General features: G+C 40.9%; 25 protein-coding genes. 15 read left to right on the top strand and 10 right to left on the bottom strand.

The window, feature by feature from the left end:
- The first annotated feature begins 48 nt into the window (after nt 1-48).
- A complete protein-coding gene (locus Q0Z55_RS09220; protein WP_297427421.1) occupies nt 49-1,248 on the top strand; it encodes an SAM-dependent methyltransferase in 1,200 nt (399 codons plus the stop codon).
- A gap of 10 nt (nt 1,249-1,258) precedes the next feature.
- Complete coding sequence (locus Q0Z55_RS09215) at nt 1,259-1,672, top strand: GNAT family N-acetyltransferase (protein ID WP_297427418.1); 414 nt, start codon at nt 1,259-1,261, stop codon at nt 1,670-1,672.
- Between the two features lie 39 nt (nt 1,673-1,711).
- Here Q0Z55_RS09215 and Q0Z55_RS09210 read toward each other — a convergent pair whose 3' ends face one another.
- Nucleotides 1,712-2,020 (bottom strand): hypothetical protein, encoded by a 309-nt coding sequence (locus Q0Z55_RS09210; RefSeq protein WP_297427416.1) that lies wholly within the window; start codon nt 2,018-2,020, stop codon nt 1,712-1,714.
- A gap of 117 nt (nt 2,021-2,137) precedes the next feature.
- Nucleotides 2,138-3,148: an AraC family transcriptional regulator gene (locus Q0Z55_RS09205; protein WP_297427413.1), complete on the bottom strand. Its 1,011-nt coding sequence runs from the start codon at nt 3,146-3,148 to the stop codon at nt 2,138-2,140.
- 180 nt (nt 3,149-3,328) lie between these two features.
- On the opposite strand from Q0Z55_RS09205, the gene Q0Z55_RS09200 reads away from it, so the two are divergent.
- The 4 genes from Q0Z55_RS09200 (at nt 3,329) to Q0Z55_RS09185 (ending at nt 7,206) form a co-directional block, all read left to right on the top strand.
- A complete protein-coding gene (locus Q0Z55_RS09200) occupies nt 3,329-4,462 on the top strand; it encodes a CaiB/BaiF CoA-transferase family protein (RefSeq protein ID WP_297427410.1) in 1,134 nt (377 codons plus the stop codon).
- 217 nt (nt 4,463-4,679) lie between these two features.
- Nucleotides 4,680-6,323: a nitrite/sulfite reductase gene (locus tag Q0Z55_RS09195; RefSeq protein ID WP_297427407.1), complete on the top strand. Its 1,644-nt coding sequence runs from the start codon at nt 4,680-4,682 to the stop codon at nt 6,321-6,323.
- Nucleotides 6,316-6,801, top strand: a complete 486-nt coding sequence (locus Q0Z55_RS09190) for a DUF934 domain-containing protein (protein WP_297427404.1) — start codon at nt 6,316-6,318, stop codon at nt 6,799-6,801. The genes Q0Z55_RS09195 and Q0Z55_RS09190 overlap by 8 nt, the downstream gene beginning before the upstream one ends.
- Nucleotides 6,802-6,852: 51 nt before the next feature.
- On the top strand, nt 6,853-7,206 hold the full coding sequence (locus tag Q0Z55_RS09185) for an SMR family transporter (protein WP_297427400.1): 354 nt from the start codon (nt 6,853-6,855) through the stop codon (nt 7,204-7,206).
- On the opposite strand, the gene Q0Z55_RS09180 is transcribed toward Q0Z55_RS09185, so the two are convergent.
- Nucleotides 7,203-7,721, bottom strand: coding sequence for a GspH/FimT family pseudopilin (locus tag Q0Z55_RS09180; RefSeq protein WP_297427397.1), 519 nt, complete (start codon nt 7,719-7,721; stop codon nt 7,203-7,205). The genes Q0Z55_RS09185 and Q0Z55_RS09180 overlap by 4 nt on opposite strands.
- A gap of 357 nt (nt 7,722-8,078) precedes the next feature.
- Here Q0Z55_RS09180 and omp38 point away from each other — a divergent pair, with 357 nt between their 5' ends.
- Complete coding sequence (gene omp38 / locus Q0Z55_RS09175) at nt 8,079-9,131, top strand: outer membrane protein Omp38 (protein ID WP_297427394.1); 1,053 nt, start codon at nt 8,079-8,081, stop codon at nt 9,129-9,131.
- Between the two features lie 98 nt (nt 9,132-9,229).
- The gene (locus Q0Z55_RS09170) at nt 9,230-9,760 is read left to right on the top strand and encodes a peptidase C39 (RefSeq protein ID WP_297427392.1); all 531 of its coding nucleotides are present in this window, start codon (nt 9,230-9,232) and stop codon (nt 9,758-9,760) included.
- A gap of 30 nt (nt 9,761-9,790) precedes the next feature.
- On the opposite strand, the gene Q0Z55_RS09165 is transcribed toward Q0Z55_RS09170, so the two are convergent.
- Genes Q0Z55_RS09165 through Q0Z55_RS09155 form a run of 3 tightly spaced genes read right to left on the bottom strand, consistent with a single transcriptional unit; the run spans nt 9,791 to nt 13,718 of the window.
- A complete protein-coding gene (locus Q0Z55_RS09165) occupies nt 9,791-11,254 on the bottom strand; it encodes an amino acid permease (protein ID WP_297427389.1) in 1,464 nt (487 codons plus the stop codon).
- 3 nt (nt 11,255-11,257) lie between these two features.
- Entirely contained in the window at nt 11,258-12,289 is a 1,032-nt protein-coding gene (locus Q0Z55_RS09160; protein ID WP_297427385.1) for a methyltransferase, read from the bottom strand.
- A gap of 58 nt (nt 12,290-12,347) precedes the next feature.
- On the bottom strand, nt 12,348-13,718 hold the full coding sequence (locus Q0Z55_RS09155; RefSeq protein ID WP_297427383.1) for a uracil-xanthine permease family protein: 1,371 nt from the start codon (nt 13,716-13,718) through the stop codon (nt 12,348-12,350).
- Between the two features lie 175 nt (nt 13,719-13,893).
- Here Q0Z55_RS09155 and typA point away from each other — a divergent pair, with 175 nt between their 5' ends.
- Together typA and mscL are read left to right on the top strand one after the other, a co-directional pair.
- Nucleotides 13,894-15,732 (top strand): translational GTPase TypA, encoded by a 1,839-nt coding sequence (gene typA, locus Q0Z55_RS09150; RefSeq protein ID WP_297427381.1) that lies wholly within the window; start codon nt 13,894-13,896, stop codon nt 15,730-15,732.
- Nucleotides 15,733-15,786: 54 nt separating this feature from the next.
- Nucleotides 15,787-16,221, top strand: a complete 435-nt coding sequence (mscL, locus tag Q0Z55_RS09145) for a large conductance mechanosensitive channel protein MscL (protein WP_297427377.1) — start codon at nt 15,787-15,789, stop codon at nt 16,219-16,221.
- A gap of 76 nt (nt 16,222-16,297) precedes the next feature.
- Here the strand turns inward: mscL and Q0Z55_RS09140 are convergent, their stop codons facing one another.
- Both Q0Z55_RS09140 and mutM read right to left on the bottom strand, forming a co-directional pair.
- Entirely contained in the window at nt 16,298-16,582 is a 285-nt protein-coding gene (locus Q0Z55_RS09140; protein WP_297427375.1) for a peptidylprolyl isomerase, read from the bottom strand.
- A complete protein-coding gene (gene mutM / locus Q0Z55_RS09135; protein WP_297427373.1) occupies nt 16,579-17,406 on the bottom strand; it encodes a bifunctional DNA-formamidopyrimidine glycosylase/DNA-(apurinic or apyrimidinic site) lyase in 828 nt (275 codons plus the stop codon). Before mutM ends, Q0Z55_RS09140 begins: the two co-directional genes overlap by 4 nt.
- Nucleotides 17,407-17,624: 218 nt before the next feature.
- Between mutM and Q0Z55_RS09130 the strand changes: the two genes are divergently transcribed.
- Entirely contained in the window at nt 17,625-18,752 is a 1,128-nt protein-coding gene (locus Q0Z55_RS09130; protein ID WP_297427369.1) for an NADH:flavin oxidoreductase/NADH oxidase, read from the top strand.
- Nucleotides 18,753-18,794: 42 nt separating this feature from the next.
- Here Q0Z55_RS09130 and Q0Z55_RS09125 read toward each other — a convergent pair whose 3' ends face one another.
- The gene (locus Q0Z55_RS09125; RefSeq protein ID WP_297427366.1) at nt 18,795-19,589 is read right to left on the bottom strand and encodes a tetratricopeptide repeat protein; all 795 of its coding nucleotides are present in this window, start codon (nt 19,587-19,589) and stop codon (nt 18,795-18,797) included.
- A gap of 353 nt (nt 19,590-19,942) precedes the next feature.
- On the opposite strand from Q0Z55_RS09125, the gene Q0Z55_RS09120 reads away from it, so the two are divergent.
- Nucleotides 19,943-20,188: a hypothetical protein gene (locus Q0Z55_RS09120; RefSeq protein WP_297427363.1), complete on the top strand. Its 246-nt coding sequence runs from the start codon at nt 19,943-19,945 to the stop codon at nt 20,186-20,188.
- Between the two features lie 41 nt (nt 20,189-20,229).
- Here Q0Z55_RS09120 and Q0Z55_RS09115 read toward each other — a convergent pair whose 3' ends face one another.
- Entirely contained in the window at nt 20,230-20,958 is a 729-nt protein-coding gene (locus tag Q0Z55_RS09115) for a folate-binding Fe/S cluster repair protein (RefSeq protein ID WP_297427360.1), read from the bottom strand.
- 156 nt (nt 20,959-21,114) lie between these two features.
- Here Q0Z55_RS09115 and Q0Z55_RS09110 point away from each other — a divergent pair, with 156 nt between their 5' ends.
- The 3 genes from Q0Z55_RS09110 (at nt 21,115) to Q0Z55_RS09100 (ending at nt 22,700) form a co-directional block, all read left to right on the top strand.
- A complete protein-coding gene (locus Q0Z55_RS09110) occupies nt 21,115-21,780 on the top strand; it encodes an RluA family pseudouridine synthase (RefSeq protein ID WP_297427357.1) in 666 nt (221 codons plus the stop codon).
- Nucleotides 21,781-21,881: 101 nt separating this feature from the next.
- Nucleotides 21,882-22,253: a ribonuclease E inhibitor RraB gene (locus Q0Z55_RS09105; RefSeq protein ID WP_297427354.1), complete on the top strand. Its 372-nt coding sequence runs from the start codon at nt 21,882-21,884 to the stop codon at nt 22,251-22,253.
- Between the two features lie 105 nt (nt 22,254-22,358).
- On the top strand, nt 22,359-22,700 hold the full coding sequence (locus Q0Z55_RS09100; protein ID WP_297427351.1) for a zinc ribbon domain-containing protein YjdM: 342 nt from the start codon (nt 22,359-22,361) through the stop codon (nt 22,698-22,700).
- Nucleotides 22,701-23,314: the final 614 nt, after the last annotated feature.

Raw genomic sequence — 23,314 nt, 5'->3', positions numbered from 1 at the left:
GCGTAAGACAACCTTAAAATTTAAGCGTCATTTTTTTAGGTTTTGCCCATGTCGTCTGTCCAACCCGAACAGCAGTTCATTCACGCTTGTCTGCAAGCTATTACACAACAGCAGCTTGAGCGTATTATTTTGAGTCAATATCAAGGTGCACTAGAAAACTTAGAAAAAATGACTCTGCGCGTAATTGAGCTGCACAATGGCACGCATTTGAGTTGTTTGTATCGTTACAAAACCCAAGATGTCACCAAGAATTATCCGCTTGATCAAGCCGAACAGCTTTTAACTGATTTAGTGAACGATGTAAAGCAAGCCAATTTATTTACCCACGCGGGCGAAACGCAGCTGAAGAAAAATAAGAAAAAAGCCATTTTAACCCAAAGTAAAGCCAAACCCGTGCTCAAAGCCCAAGCACAAAGTCATGACCGTACTAAACACCGTTTTGTAGATCAAGACAGCGCATTTTTGCAGCATTTGGGCATTACCGATGCCAAAGGACAAGTCATTCCAAGCATGGCGCGCAAATGGAAACAAATTAATAAGTTTGTAGAAATTTTTGCAGGCGCACTAGAACAGATTGATACCACGCAAGCCTTACATGTGGTGGATTTTGGCGCAGGCAAAGGCTATCTCACTACAGCTTTATATGATTATACAGCTAAGCATTTCCAAACGCCTGTGGTCACGGGGGTGGAGCTGAATCCAAAAATGGTGGAGTTTTGCCAAAATGTGGCCACTCAATCTGGTTTTAGCCAACTGGGCTTTTTCCAAGGTGATGTACGTACCTACGCGCCTGAAAAACTTGATGTGATGATTGCTTTGCATGCTTGTGATGTTGCTACTGACTTTGCCATTCATAGTGGTATTCGCTTGGGCGCAAAAGTGATTATGTGCGCGCCGTGTTGCCATAAAGAATTACGTCCGCAATTGCAAAGTCCTCAAGTTTTACAACCGATGTTGCAATTTGGCATTCATGCCGGTCAACAAGCCGAAATGCTCACCGATACCATTCGTGCTTTATTACTCAAAGCCTATGGTTACGAAACCAAAGTGTTTGAATTTGTAGCACTTGAGCACACCAGTAAAAACAAGATGATTTTAGCCACCAAACGTCAGGATTTTGATCAACCTGATCAAGAGGTTTTGGCACAAATTAAAGCGCTGAAAACCATGTATGGTATTCACAAACATTCCCTAGAATTGCTGCTCAATGATCAATGGGATCAGCAAGATCTTGGGCAAAAATGCTAAGGTAAATTTGATGAAGATTGTGGTCAGTACATGGCAAGAGTTAGCAGTTGCTGCCAAAGGCATTCGTGAGCAGGTGTTTATTCAAGAGCAAAACATTGCCGAAATTGATGAATGGGATGATCTGGATGCTATAGCGGTTCATTTTGTCATGTATCAACAACAGCAGGCGCTTGCCACAGCACGTTTACTTGCCAATGACAGCATTGGGCGTGTTGCGGTGCTGAAAGCTGCGCGTGGGCAGGGTTTAGGTGAGGCATTAATGCGCTTTGTTATAGACTATGCACAACAGCAAGGTCGACCATCTGTACATTTATCTGCACAAGTGCATGCTGTGGCTTTTTATCAGCGTTTAGGTTTTGAAGTTAAAGGTGAGCCCTATATAGATTGCAATATCCCACATATACAGATGCAATTGGTTTTTTAAACAAAAAAGGCAAACCTCTTGGTTTGCCTTTTTAAATGCTTAATGCCCGTGACCGCCATCACTATGGTTCATGTTCATATTGGCATGTTCTTCAGCGCTCATGCCATGTGCTTCAGCAGTGTCTGTATGCGCATGTTCAGTAGGCTGTTCGCTATCTGATATCATGGTAGGTGCGCTTTTAAATGCGTGCTGCTGTTGGGCTTGGTGTTTGTGCTGTTGGCTTGGCATGTAGTCAGGGTCATTTTCCATGGCTAAATAGAAAATGCCTAAAAAGATGATGCTTAAAATAAAAGCCACAATAAGAGCTTTCCAGCCCCAAAAGGTTTTTTCTGGAGGAGTTTCATGCATAGCGTCACGACCCAACAAGGAGAAGAAAACAAGGTATGTGTTACTTTATAACATAAAACTTGGCAAAAAGTGCAAAAAAACCCAAGCCTAGGCTTGGGTTGGTGTCACTTATCTCAATCAATGATAACCATGTAATTGACGATATAAGCCCGGAGTGACCCCCGTCCATTTTTTAAAGGCACGGTGGAAGGTACTGGTTTCACTAAAGCCCACTTGTTGTGCCACATCTTCTAAGGTTAATTTTGGATTGAGCAACAAATGAATGGCAGCATCACGACGCAAGGCATCTTTTACCCCTTGGTAACTCTTACCTTCAGCGGCCAAACGACGACGTAGCGTTTGTGGTGAGAGATATAACATAGATGCTACATCGTTCAGGGTTGGCATTTCTTCACCAATTTGGCTCTTTAACACATCACGAATACGTGAAGTTAAAGAGTGGGTGTTTTTAAACTTGACCAATAAATCAGCAGGTGCTGTTTTTAAGAAATCTTCTAAACTGTCACCATCTTGACGAATGGGTAAGTCTAAATAGTCCGCAGCAAAGGTAATCTCAGTGCGCGTGGCATCAAATTTCATCACTGGTGCAAAGAACAGAGCATCGTATTCATCGGCATGTGCTGGGCGTGGATAGTTAAAATGCACACGCTCTAGCGGCAAACGACGGTCGATGAGCCATGCCGCTAATCCGTGCCAAATCATCAGCATACTTTCAGTGATGTAATGATCGGGGTCGGCATCTTTGGGCACCAAAGGCACTAAACGCGCTTCGTGTTTATCACGTTCTAAGCTTACACACCATTCATCACCAAACAGTTTGTAAAATTGGCTAGAAAGCTCCAGTGCATCACCTAGGGTTTTGGCATGTACCACCAGTTGACACATAATGGCAAAGCTGCCTAAACGACGCACGTCTTGGCTAAAACCGACATGTTCATCTTGGGTGACCATCCACAGCATTTTTACAAAACGCGTATATTGCTCGGGTGAAATACGGGCTTTAGGCTGACGTAATAATTCAGCCTCAATTCCCACATGCGATAATAAGGTGTCCACGTCCATCCCAAGACGTTTGACCCCTGTAAGTGCTGCATTGACAAAGTGGATACTGATCGTATCGCGACTCATGTTAAATTCTTCAGTCTCTCTTGTATTCACTTACCGTTGACCTAATGATGCTTAATCTCAATAGTCTACATGGTAAATTGCCGAAATGATCAAGGTAAATGGCTGAACATGACATTGTGTTGCGCGCTTTTTTTGCCTATGATGCATAAAAATAACTCAAAATAAGAGCAAAACAACATTATGTCGACCTTATTGCATCAACTTAAAGTGCTTGATTTTTCGACCCTGTTACCTGGTCCTTTTGCCAGTTTATATTTAGCCGATTTAGGCGCCCAAGTGGTGCACATAGAATCACCAACACGAACCGATTTAATGCGGGTATTACCGCCTTTTGCCGATGGTCAAGCCACGGCACATAGTTATTTAAACCGCAATAAGCAATCCATCAGCTTAGATTTAAAAGATCCGGCCAATATTGCCATGATTAAAGCACGTATTTGTGAATACGATATTGTGATTGAACAATTTCGCCCCGGCGTGATGCAGCGTTTGGGCTTAGATTATGCCAGTTTGAGCCAAATTAACCCCAAATTAATCTATTGTTCTATCACTGGTTATGGGCAAACAGGCGCTTACCAAGATAATGCCGGACACGACATTAATTACGTGGCATTGTCTGGAATTATGGGGCATTCAGGGCGTAAAAATCATTTACCTCCGGCCTTAGGCATTCAAATGGCCGATGTAGCAGGTGGTTCGTTTCATGCGGTGATGGGTATTTTAGCTGCGGTGATTGAGCGTTACAGCAGTGGTTTAGGTCAACATATTGATATTTCTATGACCGATTGCGTGGTGAGTTTAAATACCATGAATGCTGCCAGTGTATTGGCAGGAAATACCAAAGTTGAACCCGAAACAGGTGCATTAAATGGGGGTTCATTTTATGACTATTATCAAACCAAAGATCAGCGTTACTTGGCCATTGGTGGCATTGAAGCCAAATTTATCCGTGGTTTAGCCGATATTTTGGACTTACCCGATTTAACTGAAGGCAACAAAAGCTTTGATCAACTTGATGCAGCTGTTGTAAAACCACAGATTCAAGAAAAAATTGTGCAAAAAACCTTAGCCGAATGGCAAGCTATTTTTAGTCAGCACGATGTATGTGTTGAAGCAGTGCTCAATTTAGATGAAGCATTGTATTCAGATTTAGCCCGTGAGCGAGGGTGGGTGGTGAATGTCCCTTTAGCGCAAGATGCCAAGCAAACCCAAGCACAATTGGGCTGCCCAATTCAATTTTCACGCTCTAAAAAACGTTATGATTTTGTGGGTCAAGCTTTAAATGCAGGGCAGTGGCCGAATGGCACTAAATAAAGTCTTTAATTGCTTATTCTTTTTTCTGCTAAGAGTATTGGTAAAATATAAATAATATGAAAAAGTAGGATAAATGGCTACAATTGCCTGTTATCAGTGAATATGATGCAGGCTTATCAATAAAACCGCTATGAAATATGTAAAAAACGCATTTTCTTGATAGATCAAAAATCGTTATTCTGTACGCCGTTATAATAGAAACTACTAGCTGTACGCCATGTATTTATATACTGATTTTGATCAGCAACTGATTAATGAACGTGTTGCACAGTTCCGTGACCAAACGGAACGTTATTTAGCCGGCAAACTCACCGAAGACGAATATCGTCCACTTCGTTTACAAAATGGTTTGTATGTACAACGTTATGCGCCAATGTTGCGTGTGGCTGTACCTTACGGTTTAATGAACTCGAAGCAATTACGTAAAATTGCGGAACTCGCCACCGAATATGACCGTGGTTATGCACATGTTTCAACGCGTCAAAACTTCCAGTTCAACTGGCCTGCGCTAGAAAATGTACCTGATATGTTACAAGAATTAGCAGCTGTGCAAATGCATGCCATTCAAACTTCAGGTAACTGTATTCGTAACACCACCACAGACCAATATGCAGGTGTTGTGGCAGGTGAAATTGCTGACCCACGTCCAACCTGTGAGTTGATTCGTCAATGGTCAACGTTCCATCCTGAATTTGCGTTTTTACCGCGTAAATTTAAGATTGCTGTATCTGCTTTGGAAGAAATCGACCGTGCGGCGACTTCGTTCCATGATGTGGGTGTGTATATTGTTAAAAACGAACAAGGCGAAATCGGCTATAAAATTAAAGTCGGTGGCGGTTTAGGTCGTACCCCAATTATGGGTAGCTTTATTCGTGACTTCTTGCCACGTGAAGATTTAATTGCTTACCTAGAAGCCATTTTACGTGTTTATAACTTACACGGTCGCCGTGATAACAAGTACAAAGCACGTATTAAAATTTTGGTCAAAGCATTAACGCCTGAAGTATTTGCACAAAAAGTAGAAGCTGAATTTGCGCATACCATTAAAACCTTAAAAGTTGATGCTGAAACTTTGGCAAAAATGGATGAGAACTTCACGCCATTTGTTTACCAAGATTATCAAGATCAAGATTTCACTGAACTCTTTGCTCAGCATCCAAAATTCAAACATTGGTTCAACATCAACACCCACGCCCATAAAGTTAAAGGCTATCGTATTGTGACGATTTCTTTAAAACGTACAGGCGTAGCACCGGGTGATGTGACTTCTGAAGAGATGAACCTGATTGCTGATCTTGCTGATCAATATACTTTTGGTGAGTTACGTACCACACATGAGCAAAACATTGCCCTTGTCGATGTACCACAAAAAGATTTATTTGCCCTGTGGCAAGCACTTGATCAAGCCAATCTTGCCCGTGCACATATTGGTTTCTTAACCGATATTATCTGTTGCCCAGGCGGTGATTTCTGTTCATTGGCCAATGCAAAATCAATTCCAATTTCAGAAGCGATTTCACGCCGTTTTGATGATTTAGATACTATTTACAACCTAGGTAAATTGGATCTGAATATCTCAGGCTGTATGAATGCCTGTGGTCACCACCACGTAGGGAACATTGGTATTTTAGGCGTAGATAAAAAAGGCGCTGAGTTCTACCAAATTACTTTAGGTGGTAATGCTGACCATGATGCTTCAATTGGTGACATCTTAGGACCATCATTTGCAGCAGATGCTGTACCTGATATTGTTGAAGAAATCTTAAATACCTATCTTGATTTGCGTGAAGAAGGCGAAGATTTTGTTGATACTTATCGCCGTGTAGGCATCAAACCATTTAAGGAGCGTGCATATGCTTAACACCGCACTACCAGTGCTCGCAAAAGATGGCACTGTTGCAGACAATACCTATCAATTGATCGGTGAAGATGCTGTATTACCAGCAGGTGATGTGGTTTTAACGGTTGAGCAGCTTGATCAAATTGCCCATGTTTCAGGTAAAAAAGCGTTGTATGTTACTGTAGACACTTCACCAGAAGAGCATCAGTTTCCACTTGATCAATTAGATGCGATCTTTATTGAGTTTGCAGGTTTTAACGATGGTCGTGGTTATTCATTTGCCGCACTGTTACGTCGCCAAGGTTTCCAAGGTGAACTGCGTGCGACCGGTGATGTGTTTAAAGACGTTTTAAACTATATGAAACGCGCAGGCTTTGACACTTTTGTAGTCAAAGAAGGCAAAGACGTTGCAGAAGCGGCCAAAGGTTTAAGTGATTTTACCCAACCTTATCAAGCTTCAACAGCTGTGCCAAAACCAAATTATCAAACCGGTGCTTAATCGAAGCACATATCAAAGCCGCGCTCGCGCGGCTTTTTTTATAGGAAATGTATGATGCAGTGGTTGAGCAAAATCAATCCGGGTGTCTATTGGTTGTTATTGGCAATTTTAGCGGATGTCTTTTCTACCTTTTATTCAGCCAAGGCCAATGGCTTAGTGCATAAGTCCGATCAAGCCATCGCTTTAGTGTTATATCTCGGCTCTTTCGCCTGTGCCGCCATTGCGCTTAAATATATGCAAGCGGGGATTTTATATGTGTTGTGGTCGGGGCTTGGGGTAATCGCAACCGCTTTATTGGCCAAGGTATATTTAGGTCAACACATAGATGTAGCAGGTTGGCTAGGCATTGGCTTGATTAGCCTAGGTTTAGTGATTATTGCCCAGTTTTCTCATATTGAGGTTTAGGGACAGCGTTGAGTTTGAGCAATGCGGCTATGTCCCATATGGCTGACCACAATACTATAACTAAACTGGGTATTTTGAGCGCAATAACTAAAGGTGCCATTAGAGCCAAGCGGTAAACCAGTACGTGGTAAAAAACTTAAATTGTCACGGTTTAGACTGCCCCAAGATAATTGCCCATACTTTAAATTGAGTGCTTCACCCAATACAAGGCTTTCATTACTTTCTCTTTGCCGATTTTTATTGATATCGACAAATACAATAAAGCCTTGTGTCCAATGGTTACTACTACACAATGTGCCGTTGTGACTATTACATATGACGACATGATTGGCTTGACTCATGGCATGTTGACGTGCCAATTGCAGTGCTCGTTGCACTTTAATTTGTGAACTCTGCATTTCTTTTTTCATTAAGTCGCGCTGAAAGCTTGGAATGGCCACAGCGACCAAAATTGCAATCACAACAATGGTCACTAAGCATTCAACTAAAGTAAAGCCACGATAGAATTTGAGCATGTACTTACTCCTTCTCTTCTGAGCAGCTTTAAAGACCTCATAAAAATAACATTAGATATGACTTTGGCCGTAATAAGATGACTTATGCGTTTTAAAGCTGCTAGAATCCATTCAAGCCAAAAATAAGCTATTCATAAAGGGCTACTCATCGAAAAATTACCGAATTACAACGGAATTTGTAAGTAATTTTGTCAATAATTTTCTTGATTAAAATTATCAAGCACTTGGAAAATAAAAGAAGTGTTTGTATGATGGCGTGTGAATAGCTTAAAAATAACACTGGGGTAATAAAAGCCTATCCCAGAGGTAAATATACCTGAGCTTGAACAACAATTTATATCTCTGGAGGATAAATCCATGAAAATGAGTCGTATTGCTTTAGCAATGCTTGTTGCTGCACCGTTTGCAGCAGCTAATGCGGGTGTTACTGTAACTCCACTATTAGTTGGTTACACGTTCCAAGACACTCAACACAACAATGATGCTGATAACTTAAAAGGCTTATCAGAAGTTGGCGCTGAACTTCAAGACGATTTATTCGTTGGTGCTGCGCTTGGTGTGGAATTAACACCATGGTTAGGTTTTGAAGCTGAATATTCACAAGTAAAAGGCGACATCGATGTTGCTGAAACTAAAGTAGCTGAATATAAGCAACAACAACTTGCGGGTAACTTCTACGTAACTTCTGATTTAATCACGAAGAACTACGACAGCAAAGTTAAGCCATACGTACTTTTAGGTGCTGGTCACTATAAATATGAAGGCGAAGGCGAAGCTGCTGGTTGGGAAGATGAAGGTACTTTAGGTAATGCTGGTGTTGGTGCTTTCTGGCGCTTAAACGATGCTTTATCTCTTCGTACAGAAGCTCGTGGTACATACAACTTTGACGAACAATTCTGGAACTACACAGCTTTAGCTGGTCTTAACGTAGTTCTTGGCGGTCACTTAAAGCCTGCTGTTGCAGCGCCTGTAGTGGTTGTGCCAGTTGAACCAAAACCAGTTGAACCAACACCACAAGTACTTGTTGAAGATTTGAACATGGAACTTCGTGTGTTCTTTGATACCAACAAATCAAACATCAAAGACCAATACAAACCAGAAATCGCAAAAGTTGCTGAAAAGTTAGTGGAATACCCTAACGCAACTGCGCGTATTGAAGGTCACACAGACAGCACTGGTCCTCGTGCATTAAACGATCGCTTATCTTTAGCGCGTGCTGACTCTGTTAAATCTGCACTTGTAAATGAATACAACGTAAACCCTACTCGTTTATCGACTCAAGGTTTTGCGTGGGATCAACCAATTGCTGACAACAACACTAAAGAAGGCCGTGCTATGAACCGTCGCGTATTCGCTACGATTTCTGGCAGCCGTACTGTTGAAGTACAGCCTCAAGCAGCTGCTCAATAATTCGTTATTGAACTGATGTGAAAAAAGCGACTCTTTAGAGTCGCTTTTTTTATAAGAAAAATTACAATAGCTTTATTCTTTTGAAGATTAAACACATTATGAGCGTAGAGATTCCACAAGATTTAGCCGAGCTACCTGCCAATGGTGGTCTGTATGCAATTTGGATGTTGTTCCATCATTATGGTATTGACCTAGAAACCCAAGATTTAGTGCATTTATGTCGGCATAATGCTGAGGAAGGTACCTACGGAATTGCTTTGGCAGTTGGTTTAAAGCATTTGGGGTTAGATGTTGAATTTAGTACCCAGCATGACCCAGATCCACAGCCGACCGAACAATTCTTTTATGCCAAAGCTCAAGAACTGGGCATTCCTGTACGTGATGAAATGAATTATGCGCAGATTAAACAGGCCGTAGATCAAGGGCGCTTTGTGATTGTGTATTACGACACTTTAGAGGGTGTTGGTAATCACTCTTTGGTCTATTCAATTGACGATGAAGAGATTTGTTTCTTTGATAGTTTTGAGCCAATGCCTAAAGACGTATTTATTCAGCAGCGCCAACAAGAGGGAATTTGCCAGCAAGTGATTGTGATTGATGATCGCAATTTTGTCATGCGTTATAGTTAATCAAAAAAGCAGTCCGAAGACTGCTTTTTTTTATTTGTCTTGCTCAATTTTCATTGGCGTGACATCCATCTCTTGATACGAGATCAGTTTGGTTTTGTATTTCCACTTATATCCTAACCAAATGGCCAAGAATAAGAAGATACCAATATAGGTCGACAATACTGCCAACCATTCACCATTTAATACGGCTTGGTAGTTTTGACCCAGCACCACAATGGCACATAAAATAAAGGCAAACCATGGCGCAAAAGGGAAGAACTTAGCACGATAGGCCAAATCTTTAAGCTGATGCCCTTGCATGACGTAGCCTTTACGGAAGCGATAATGCGAAATGGCAATACCCAACCACACAATAAAACCACACATACCAGACATATTTAACAGCCAGTTAAAGACTTGTTCTTCGCCAATAAAGGTGGTTAAAAAGCACAGCGCTGCAATGGCAGTGGTGGCATATAAGGCATTCATCGGTACGCCGCGTGCATCAAGTTTACCAAAGGCTTTAGGTGCGCTGCCTTTACGTGCCATATCAAACAGCATACGCGTTGATGAATACATGCCTGAGTTACCTGCCGATAAAATCGCAGTTAAAATCACCGCATTCATCAGTGAGGCGGCAAAGGCAAAACCTGCTTGTTCGTACAACAAGGTAAACGGTGATAACGCCACGTTATCTGTTGCAGCAGCTTGTAATAAACGTGGGTCATCATAGGCAATTAAGGTCCCAATGATAAAAATACACACGATATAGAACAATAAAATGCGCCAAAAAATTTGTTTAATGGCAACAGGAATAGTTTTTTGTGGGTCTTTAGATTCACCGGCTGCAACGCCGACCATTTCTGTGCCTTGGAACGAAAATCCGGCAATCATTGCCACACCAATTAAGGCGCTCAAACCACCCACAAATGGTGCTTCACCCGTGGTCCAATTGGCAAACACCGCCATATCAGGGGTGAGCATGATTTTAACAATCATGACAATCCCAATGATAATAAAGGCGATAATTGCCAAGACTTTAATTAAAGAGAAGAAGAACTCAGATTCACCAAAGCCTTTGACGGTTAAAGCATTAATACCAAATACCACAGCTAAGAAGATCGCACTCCAATAAAAGCCGGGGATGTCAGGAAACCAAAATTTCATAATGAATTGTACTGCAACCAATTCAAAAGCCACGGTAATGGCCCAGTTGTACCAGTAGTTCCAACCTAAGGCAAAACCAAAGCTACCTTCCACGTATTTGGTGCCGTAAGTAAAGAACGCGCCAGAGGTTGGGTTATGCGTGGCCAATTCACCTAAACTGGTCATTAAGAAATAAATCATGACGCCAATTAAAGCATATGCCAACAAAGCACCACCGGGGCCGGCGTTGGCAATGGTTGCACCAGAGGCTAAAAATAAACCGGTACCAATTGAGCCACCAATCGCAATCATATTTAGATGGCGAGCACCCAACTTACGTTGTAATTGAGGTTGTTGTGTTTCGCTCATACTTTATTCCTTAAGATTTTTCTGCGTACTAGCAAATAACACCTTAAAGCCTTGCTCATCAGTTTTGATATGACATTGTTTAAAATGTTGCTCAATCAACATCGGATAATTTAAGAAGCGGTTGGCCACAATCCACAATTCACCGCCTGATTTAAGGTGACGACGTGCTGTTTTACACAAGTTTTCACTGGCGTTATAGTCAGTCTGAATGCCTTGATGGAACGGTGGATTACTGACAATAGCATGTAAAAATAACGGTGCATCTTCAATACCGCGCACCGCTTTAATCTCAAGTTGTTCAGGTTCAAGCTGATTTTGTGCAAAGGTCATTTGTGTTGAAGCCAGTGCAAAGGCATCTACATCCATCGCAAAAATACGATTAGATGGATTGAGTTTGGCCAAATAAGCACTGATTACACCTGCGCCACAACCAAAGTCTGCAATTTTGCCTGAAGTTACCTGTTGTAAATACGGCAACAACACTGCAGTACCCACATCAAGATGATTTTGGCTAAATACACCCGGTAAAGCGCAAATTTCAAGCTCGCCTTTAGGCGTAGTCACACGGTAAGTCTGTGCCCAATCGCGTAATGCTTTCGCTGGCACATTTTTATCTAAGCTGGTTTGCCACAATTGACAATGACGTGCGCTATCGAGTTTTAGGGTTTTGCCATACGGCTGTAATTGTTTTGCTGCACGTTCAATGCCGGCTTTTTTCTCACCCACCAATAAAATGGAACCGCCAATCTTTAAATGGCTGGCGAGGGTATATAAAATATAATTGAGTAATTCTTTGGCTTTTGGCACAAAAATGACAGCTTGGTCAAACTCACCTTGGGGCAAGTCTGTACCAAAGTGAACCTTGGCTTGTTTGGCTTCAAAGTACTGAAAGTCATTAAAATTCCATGTCCATACACACGGATCGACATTGTCTTCTAAGTGTTGGAACAAGTCGTCTGTCGGGGCGTTGATAAACAAGACGCGACCTGAAAGGTACTCATATTGGCGAATGAGGACTTCACTTTGTGGAACCATTGGATCTCTCCATAATAAAAGCACCGTGACAAAGCAACAGTGCTTTTAGGATATGAAATTATTTCTTCGTTTCAGGAAGAACAATATTTAAAATTAACGCGGCAATACCACCGGTGGCCACACCTGAACTAAAAATGTTGCGGAACAATTCAGGTAAGTGCGCCAAAATATCAGGTACTTGTGCAACACCTAAGCCTAAGCCCAGTGAAATTGCAATAATCAATAAAGCACGACGATCAAGATTTACAGTCGATAAAATGTTAATCCCTGATGCAGCCACGGCACCAAACATTACCATCACTGCACCACCTAATACCGCTTGTGGTACCGCTTGAATCACACCGGCCACCGCAGGAAGTAAACCTAAAATAACCAAAAGTGCTGCAATCCAAATGCCAACATAGCGACTTGCAACGCCTGTCAGTTGAATCACACCATTGTTTTGGGCAAATACCGAACTTGGGAAAGTATTAAACAAACCGGCAAGCAGTGAATTGGCACCATTGACCAAAACACCACCTTTAATGCGCTGCATCCACTTGGGACCATCGACAGGCTGATTCGACAGCTTAGAGGTTGCGGTAATATCACCAATGGCTTCTAAAGACGTCACAAGGTAGATAAATGCCATTGGAATAAACAGGCTCCAAGAGAAGCTTAAACCAAAGTGCATTGGCGTTGGAATTTGGACCAATGGCGCATCTTTTACGCTAGAGAAATCTAAATGACCCATAAAGCCGGCAAGGATATAACCTGCAACCAAGGCAATTAAAATGGCTGAGCTTTTAATCCACACCACTTTAATGCGATTGAGCAAGATAATCAGACCCAATACTGTACATGACATGATTAGGTTGTCAGCATTGGCAAAAGTACCATCTTTCATAGCACCGTAACCACCGCCCATACTGGTTAAGCCGACCTTAATTAAGGTCAAACCAATCAGTAATACCACAATACCGGTGACTAACGGCGTGATGAGTCGTTTAATCCAAGGCAAGATTTGCGAGACGCCCATTTCAATAAATGAGCCTGCAATCACGACACCAAAAATGGCCGCCATCACCGATTCAACAGGTGTGCCAGCGGCCACCATCGCAGAGCCCACACCAATAATTGGCCCAATAAAGTTAAAGCTTGTGCCTTGTACAATTAAAAGACCAGCACCAAAGGGACCGACTTTTTTTGATTGTAAAAAGGTGGCAATGCCTGAGATCACCAATGACATGGATAAGATCATATTGGTGTCTTCTTTAGAAACACCAAGGGCAAGACAGATTAATAAACCTGGGGTAACAATCGGAACAATAATGGCAAGTAAATGTTGAAAAGCCGCTAAAAAGGCAATCAGCGGTTTAGGTCGGTCTTCTAAACCATAGACCAAATCTAACTCGTCTTTTTGCTCGGGAGAGTGATGTAAATCAGACATAAGTCAAAACAAATTTTGGCAAAAGTGTCGCTATTCTAATCTGTTTACATTGCTTTACAAAATCAAAAGCCAAGCAATCGGCAAAAAAAAATGTTACCGTCGATGAACTGCCCCTATAAAAGTTTTCAATTTTTCTGTATAATTTGGCCTCAAATTAAATACGCATTGAATATACATGTCAGATATTAAAACTCTCCGTAACATCGCCATTATTGCGCACGTCGATCATGGTAAAACCACTCTTGTAGACAAACTTTTACAACAATCAGGTGCTCTCGGTGATCGCGCGGGTGAGATTGAGCGTGTCATGGATTCTGGTGCTATTGAAAGCGAACGTGGTATTACCATTCTTGCAAAAAACACTGCAATCAAATGGACTGATGCGCGTACCAACACTGAATACCGTATTAACATCGTCGACACCCCGGGACACGCCGACTTCGGTGGTGAAGTTGAACGTGTACTGTCTATGGTTGACTGTGTATTGCTTCTTGTTGACTCTCAAGAAGGTCCAATGCCACAAACTCGTTTCGTAACGCAAAAAGCGTTCGCGCGTGGTTTAAAGCCAATCGTAATTATCAACAAAGTTGATAAGCCAAATGCGCGTCCAGATTGGGTTATCGACCAAGTATTTGACTTGTTTGATAACTTAGGCGGTACTGACGAACAGTTAGACTTCCCAGTGGTATATGCATCTGGTCTTCGTGGTGTAGCGGGTCCTTCTCCAGAAGAATTAGCTGAAGATATGACACCGTTGTTCCAAACGATTGTAGATATCGTTGAACCACCAGCAGTTGATGTTGATGGTCCATTCCAAATGCAAGTGTCTTCACTTGACTATAACAGCTTCGTGGGTGTTATCGGTGTAGGTCGTATTCAACGTGGTTCAGTAAAATTGAACACACAAGTGACTGTCATTGATAAAGAAGGCAAAACACGCAACGGCCGTATCTTAAAAATCATGGGTTACCATGGTCTAGATCGTGTAGACGTTGAAGAAGCTTCTGCAGGCGATATCATTTGTGTAACAGGTATTGATGCATTAAACATTTCTGACACAATTTGTGATCCGAAAGCTGTTGAAGCACTTCCACCGCTTTCTGTAGACGAACCTACAGTAACAATGACATTCCAAGTAAACAATTCACCGTTTGCTGGTAAAGAAGGTAAATTCGTAACTTCACGTAACATTCGTGAACGTCTTGATCGTGAATTAATTCACAACGTTGCATTACGTGTTGAAGATACCGATAGTCCTGACCGTTTCAAAGTATCTGGTCGTGGTGAGCTTCACCTTTCTGTTCTGATTGAAAACATGCGTCGTGAAGGTTTCGAAATGGGCGTATCTCGTCCACAAGTAATCTTAAAAGAAATCGACGGTGTTAAACAAGAACCGTATGAAAACGTAACATTTGACGTTGAAGAACAGCATCAAGGTGCTGTAATGGAACAAATGGGTCACCGTAAAGGCGAAATGACCAATATGGAAGTTGACGGTAAAGGCCGTATCCGTATTGAAGCAACTGTTCCTTCACGTGGCTTAATTGGTTTCCGTTCAGAATTCTTAACCATGACTTCTGGTACAGGTATCATGACGTCAAGCTTCTCGCATTACGGTCCTATGAAACAAGGTACTGTTGCGAAACGTCAAAACGGTGTGTTGGTTTCTATGGTTCAAGGTACTTGCTTGGGCTATGCATTGTTCACATTACAAGACCGTGGTCGTCTATTCGCTAAACCTCAGTTAGAAGTTTACGAAGGTATGATTATTGGTATTAACTCTCGTTCTGACGACATGACAGTTAACCCAACTAAAGCAAAACAGTTAACCAACGTACGTGCATCAGGTACTGACGAAGCGTTAACACTTGTTCCTGCAATTGAATATACGCTTGAACAAGCGCTTGAATTCATTGAAGATGACGAATTAGTTGAAGTAACACCTAAGTCAATTCGTATTCGTAAGCGTTATTTAACTGAAAACGAACGTAAACGTAACCGTTCTGGTAAATAAGTCGCGCTGCTAGCCGACGTTAAAAACCGCTAACGCATGTTGGCGGTTTTTTTTATGAGTATTATTCAAGAGTTTCGCGAGTTTGCTGTGAAAGGCAATGTCATGGACTTAGCGGTCGGTGTGATCATTGGTGGCGCGTTTGGTAAAATTATTGACTCTATGGTTAAAGATTTAATTATGCCGTTTGTGTCATGGATCTTAGGCGGTGAAGTTGATTACTCAAATTGGTTTGTGGTACTAGGCGATAATCCAAATAATTTAACTAATTTAGCAGATTTACAAGAAGCAGGCCTAAATGTCTTTGCTTATGGTAATTTCTTAACCGTTTTAATTAATTTCTTGCTTTTAGCATGGGTGGTGTTCTTATTAGTTAAATTTATGAATAAATTGCGCCGTAAAGAAGAAGAGGCAGCACCTGCCCCTGAACCAACACCTGAAGATATTGCACTGTTACGTGAAATTCGTGATGAATTAAAACGTAAAGGTTAAGTCTAAAATTTGTAAAAAACGGCACTTTAGGTGCCGTTTTTTCATCGTGACTGTGTTTTTATAGCTGTGCTTGGGTTTAAAAATCCATACGGAACTTAATCTCAAGCAAATGAAAACCAAATTGGCTTTTGATAGGCCCATGTAAAACCCGTTCTGCGGCGCTAAATACCAATTTATCAATCACAGGCACCAATTGCCCTTTTTTCACTTCACCTAATTCACCACCACGTTTAGCAGAATTACAGGTCGAAAATTGCTTGGCTATTTTAGCAAAATCAGTACCAGCTAAAATTTTCTTTTTTAATTGCTCGGCTTGCTCTTTATCTTTGACCAAAATATGCCGAACGATGGCTGTTTTCATGCTAATTTCCTTTGCATTTGTAATGGCTGACACGTTGGACAAAACACAGAAGCACGTTGTCCTAGCTTTATATTTTCAAGGGTGGTTTCGCAATTAACACACATCTCTCCGGCACGACCGTAAGCCAATAAGGTTTGCTGAAAATAGCCATTTTCACCCATGGCATTGCTATAGTCACGTAAAGTGGAACCACCTAAATCAATCGCTTGTTTTAAGATCCGCTTAATTTCAACCACTAATTTTTCGATCTGTTGTGTATTTAAATGCTTTGCAGGCTCAGCAGGATGAATGCCCAGATTAAATAAACTCTCTGTAGCATAAATATTACCAACACCCACCACCACATGGTTATCCATGATTGCAACTTTAATGCCAACATTCTTATTTTTGAGTTTTTGGCTTAAATAAGCTGCATCAAAGGCATCACTTAAGGGTTCGGGACCAAGCGGGGCTAACAGTTTTGTTTGCGCATAGTCATCTAACCATAAAATACAGCCAAAACGGCGTGGGTCATGATAACGTAACTCACAGTCCTCAAAACGCATCACAAAGTGATCATGTTTTTTAAGTGGTTCATCAGGCTGACAAATTCTAAAGCTTCCCGACATGCCTAAATGCCAAAGCATGGTGGCATGTTCAAACTCAGCCAAAATATATTTAGAACGGCGTTTTAAGCTGACTAAGCGTTGACCTTTGAGCACAGCAACATTGTCTGGAATTGGCCAACGTAAACTGCTTTGATAAATGCTGACATCTAAAACGCGTTGATCAAGCAAAGGTGCAAGACTGACTTTGGTGGTTTCCACTTCAGGTAATTCAGGCATAACAATCCAGTTTTTTTGAATATGATTCAATATGGGGCAAGCGCATTAAAAAACAAGTTTAAGCTGCTAAAAGACTAATTTGTATGTGGTTAAGCTTGTTTTTGTATATCAACCGGCAAAATACTAAACAAGAGGCTGTATAAAGTTTAGATTGTAGATTTAAGCTTAAGCCGCTATGTTAAAGAGCAAAATCGCAATAACAAGAATGGAGAATGCACATGCCTGAGCTTTTTACAGCAATTGAATTTGGCACATTGCAGCTTGAGAATAAAATCGTGATTGCACCGATGTGTCAATACTCAGCCAACAATGGTGAAGTCAGCGATTGGCACGAACAGCAGTGGGCCAATTATGCACTGTCTGGCGCTGGTTTATGTATTGTAGAAGCAACGGCAGTACAGGCGGTAGGTCGAATTAGCTACGCAGATCTAGGGCTTTGGAATGATATCCAACGTGCTAAAATCAAAGCCTTATTAGAAAAAATTAAACGGCTTTCTCCGATGCCATTTGCTGTGCAACTGGCACATGCAGGTCGTAAAGCCTCAAGCCGTAAACCGTGGCAAGGTGGCGGTCAGCTAGCGTCTGACCATGAGCAAGGCTGGCAAACTGTCGCTGCAAGCGCGATTGCTTTTCAAGCAGATCATCAACCACCCAAAGCCTTAAGCTTAGATGAAATCCAAAATGTGATACAAGATTTTGCTGAAGCTGCGCGTCGTGCGGTTGATGCAGGTTTTGAGCTGATTGAAGTTCATGCCGCACATGGCTATTTGTTGCATCAATTTTTATCGCCACTGTCTAACCAACGCCAAGATGAATATGGCGGCAGCTTAGAAAATCGTATTCGACTCACTTTAGAAGTCTTTCAAGCCATTAAAGCCGCTGTACCTGAGCATTATCCAATTGGAGTACGTATCTCGGCAACAGATTGGATGGGTGAACAAGGCTGGGATATAGAGCAATCCATTGGTTTAGCCAAAGCCTTAGAACAATTGGGTGCAGTGTATGTTCATGTTTCAAGTGGTGGTTTACATGCTGAGCAAGCCATTGAAATTGGACCTAATTATCAAGTAGATTTTGCGCATAAGATCAAACAACACCTTAAGATCCCTGTGATTGCAGTGGGTTTAATTACAACACCGCAGCAAGCTGAGGATATTTTAACCCATCACTATGCTGATGCGATTGGCTTGGCGCGTGCCATACTTTATAATCCACGTTGGCCATGGCATGCTGCAGCAGAATTGGGTGCTCAGATTGCCATAGCACCGCAGTATCTACGCTGTCAGCCACATGGTTTAAAAGAATTATTTAAGTCATTTAAATCCAAGACTGAAAGTTTTGATTAAAATAAAAAAGCGCTGATTTAAGCGCTTTTTTGAATGGTTTGATTAGCTCTTTTTAGAAACTTTATTGTTGGCAGGTTGCGCTTGTTTCGCAAGTGCTTGGTTGACAATCTCAAGTGCAGGTTTAGCTTCTGCCACTTTGGCTTGATCTAATGCAGTAAAGATGATTTTGGCTTTATTTAAATCTTGTTTGATCAATGAACCAGTGGCATATAAATTGCCCAATAACAATAAAGAAGCCACATGACCTTTTTGACCTAAAGCATGTAGTTCAGTAATACCTTGCTGAACTTGAGCGGTATTTTGCTGACGGAAACCATCATTGATTTTGAAGGTGGCTTGACTATAGGCTGCGGCAACATGACCTTGTTGAACCAATGGTGCAAGTTTTGCTAAGCCTTGTTGATTACTTTCAGCATTACGTTTGGCAAACAGTTGCTCAGCAATTTCAATTTTTGCATCTGCTGAGCCTAAACGATCAGCAGCTTCTAAATAGCTTTGCGCTTTTTTAGGATTGGCTTTTAAACCTAAACGACCTGTTTCATAGCTTTTGGCTAGAACGAAATTGGCAAGGCTTGAACCTTGTTTAGCCGCTTTTTCATAATATTGCAGCGCTTTTTTATTATTTTGCGTAGTACCTTGACCGATTTCGGTTAAATAACCTAAATTATACAAGGCATCAGGATGATTCATTTTAGCCACTTTTTCCAAGGCCTTAAATGCCCCTGTGTGATCATTGCTTTGTAATAGTGTTTTAACTTCAGTAAATGCATCAGCTGAATTGGCAAAAGTGAAAGTTGTTGCGAAAGTCAGGGCAGTGGCCAAAAGTAATTTTTTCATTATGAGTAACCTGAATTGTATAAAATGTAGCGCTTATCTTAAGAGCTATATTTAAAAAGTAAAAGTATAATCCATAAGCGTGCTTAAAAGCTGCAATATCACACATGGTGTTTTTGACCTAGCATAGAGTGAAGCAGCGCTTAAAATTTCCCTCCAAACATTTGCTGTATAAAACGAGCAAAGCTGATAAAAGCACTAAAATTCAATCATCATGAGCAATGTTAAAACTGGCGATCGCACAGCGGTTGAGCTGTGTAGCTTATGGCAATTGGCGTGAATAAATGCCGAGCTGGTGCCTATATTAAGCAAAAATAAGCTAAAATCATCGATCATGTAATCTTCAGGATATTGCCATGTTTATTAAAGGTATTAAACGTAACTATGACAAAATTAATGCCGATGACAGTATTGCAGATACAGATAAAATTGATGCCTTGCTGTTAGCTTTAGGCAAAGACTATTTGGTAAGTGCAGATGACCGTGTTTATGTTTTTCAAAATGGTGATCTTAGCGTAAAGTTTGATGCCAAACATGCACGTGCTTTTCATTTTAAAGACTATGTCGTTAAAGACATGAATAAGCTGTTTCACGGATTTTAATCAAGAAAAAACCTCCACATTTGGAGGTTCTTTTATATATTTTAAGCTTGAGGTCGTGCCACATCGCCATTTAAGTATTCAGGTAAATCGAGTACTTCTAAGCCCAATTCTACTAAGGCTTGTGGTTTAGCCACTACCAGTGCCAGATAACCTTGTTCAGTGTCAATAGCATTCACCACTTCTACATCATTATGCAACTTGCTGGCAGTTTCAGGTGCGGCGCCTTGACCCTGTACCAAATGCAGCCAATGCTTGGGTTTGGCTTTAAACCATAAACGCGCCACAATTTCTTGACCCAAATAGCAGCCTTTGTCGTAATGTACGCCTTCACGTTGATGTAAACGTAACTCTTGCGGTTGAAACTCATTTAAGCTGCTTGCATTGAGCCATGCTTGACCGGCTTGAATCGCAGCACGTTGCCATGCAGTAACATCTGTTTCACTATCACTAAAAATCGTGCAATCGTCTACCAGCGTTGGATAAACTTGGCCTAATACCTGCAGCTTCATTTTAGAAAAGGCACCAAATTTTTGAATATGCTTGGCAAGCTCATCTGCTTGATCGGCTGTGGTCACAATCACAAAGCTTTCAGGATTGAGCTTGGTTAGCCATAAACCAAACTGTAAACGTCCTTTTAAGTTACAAATGCCGGTATAGCGCGTGATATTTTCTTCTAAGCGCTCTACATGCAAGGTCACTTGACCTTGTAAGAATTTTTGTGCATCTACACCTGCTAAACTCAGTGCACTAAAGGCTGGTGCTGTGCTCATAATGGCCTCAAATTTGACAATTTTTTCGATGTATTGATTGTGCATCAACTTGATCAGACAGTCAAAATTGCAGCTCATAAATTTAATCTTAGCCATGCTTGACAGCCACATGGGCAGTTGCTAACGTGCCGAGCTTTCTTATTTATGGCTTCTGTCATGGCTTTAAACGATCACTTTATCTATCAACCACCGCAAACGCCATTGGTTATTTTGTATCAAGATGAAGATTTAGTCATCATTGAAAAGCCAGCAGGATTATTGTCGGTACCGGGGCGTTTACCTGAACATCACGACAGTGCTTACTTACGTGTGTTGGACTTATATCCGCAAGCCAAGATTACGCATCGTTTAGATATGGCTACATCAGGTATTTTAATGTTTGCCAAACACCGTGATGCAGAGGTGGCGGTGAGTAAAATGTTCCAAGCGCGTACCTTGATTAAACATTACACGGCTTTGGTGCAAGGGCAATTACAAGGCACAGGGCAAGTGGATGCACCCTTAATTACCGATTGGGAAAATCGCCCACGCCAAATGGTGCATGATGAATTGGGTAAAAAAGCCCTAACTTATTATCAAGCACTTGAATATGACCAAAGCCAAGACATTACTCGGGTCAAGCTAACACCCATTACTGGGCGCTCGCACCAACTGCGTGTACATATGTTACATATTGGGCATCCAATCACAGGCGATAAACTCTATCATCCATGTGCTCTCCAAAGTCCCTTAAAACGCATGGCGTTACATGCCTCTTATTTAGCTTTTACTCAACCGCTGAGCAAAAAAGACATCGTGATTGAAGCACTCGCACCATTTTAACTCTTAGACCCAACTGCTACAAAAATCATCACATTGTGGCTTAAAATCAGCTAAGCTCAAGTATGTGTATAATTTGAATAAGCATAGTATAAGGATAAGAAATGTATCGCGATTATCAAAAATTTCCAGATGATGACAATGGCAATATTTTATGGCAGATGTATCAAGACGGTGATGATTTAAAAGAATTGCACGACATCGAATTTTCACTGAGCTTTATAGATCATGAGCAAGCTGAATACGCAGCTTTACATCTATTACGCGAACAACAAAAACTTAATCTCATCTTTGATCAACATCTGCAACCGCATGAATGGCGTTTAACCGTGTTTGTGGAGTTACAACCTGAATATCAAGCCATTGTAGATATGGAAGAATGGTTGCAAAAGGTAGCTGAGCAGTTTCAAGGTGAATACGATGGTTGGGGCTGTATGGCCTATGTGTTTGATGATCAAATTGATGGGACTTCTTAAAGTGATTATTGAAGCAGTTTGATAGGCAAAATATGCCCGATAAAGCGCATGATTTATGCTATTATGCGCTTTATATGTTAATGATATGTTAATTTTGAGGTTGCGATGTCACTTCCAAACTGTCCTAAATGCCAATCGGCATATACCTATGAAGATGGCGAACTATTGGTGTGTCCTGAATGTGCACATGAATGGCAAGAAGGCGAAGAGCAAGCCGAAGCCCAAAGCATCATTAAAGATGCCAATGGTAATGTGTTGCAAGACGGTGACAGTGTCACAGTGATTAAAGACTTAAAAATCAAAGGTTCATCTTCTGTGGTCAAAGTGGGTACTAAAGTCAAAACTATTCGTTTAGTGCCAGATGCCAGTGACGGTCATGATATTGATTGCAAAATTGAAGGCATTGGACAAATGAAGCTGAAATCTGAATTTGTTAAAAAAGCCTAAATTCACTTAAAAAAATGGAGCTTGATGCTCCATTTTTTGTATTGATTGAGCAAAAATTATCACAGCTACATAAAGCTTGGGCTTTCATACTTGATGTAGCTGTTATTTAAAATAAAGCTCACTTTGTTGAACATAAAGCTGTGATTGATCAGCTAAACTTAATCGTTTGATGCTTAACTTGATAGAAAAATTTAGATTTAAAAACGATTAAAAAATTATAAATGAGCTATCACAAAAATGTATAATTCACATAATTAGTATATTATTTTCTTAATTTATATTTATTTTATTTGTTCTCATATTTTTATTATATATGTGGTTTTTCCTAGAATGTCACACCCCACGCTTATAAATGTGATTTGTATTTGTTTTTTAATAAATAATGCCAATTAAATGATTTAATTTTTAATTTACATGATGAGTTATACAAAAATAAATTACTGAAATATAACAAAAAAACTGATTATATGCTGTCCAATATATATATTTACTTGAATAATAAGCGCTGAGTATAGGTCAGTGTATCTATGTTATTTAATGGCTTTGTTGCACAAACCTATCTGTAAAGGGTTTTTCAGCGATATAATTTCCAAATGAAGAAGCCTACACACAAA

Source organism: uncultured Acinetobacter sp. (assembly GCF_947626835.1).
Taxonomy (GTDB): domain Bacteria; phylum Pseudomonadota; class Gammaproteobacteria; order Pseudomonadales; family Moraxellaceae; genus Acinetobacter.
Note: the sequence above shows the minus strand (reverse complement) of the source record. Positions and strands in the feature narration are given on the sequence as shown.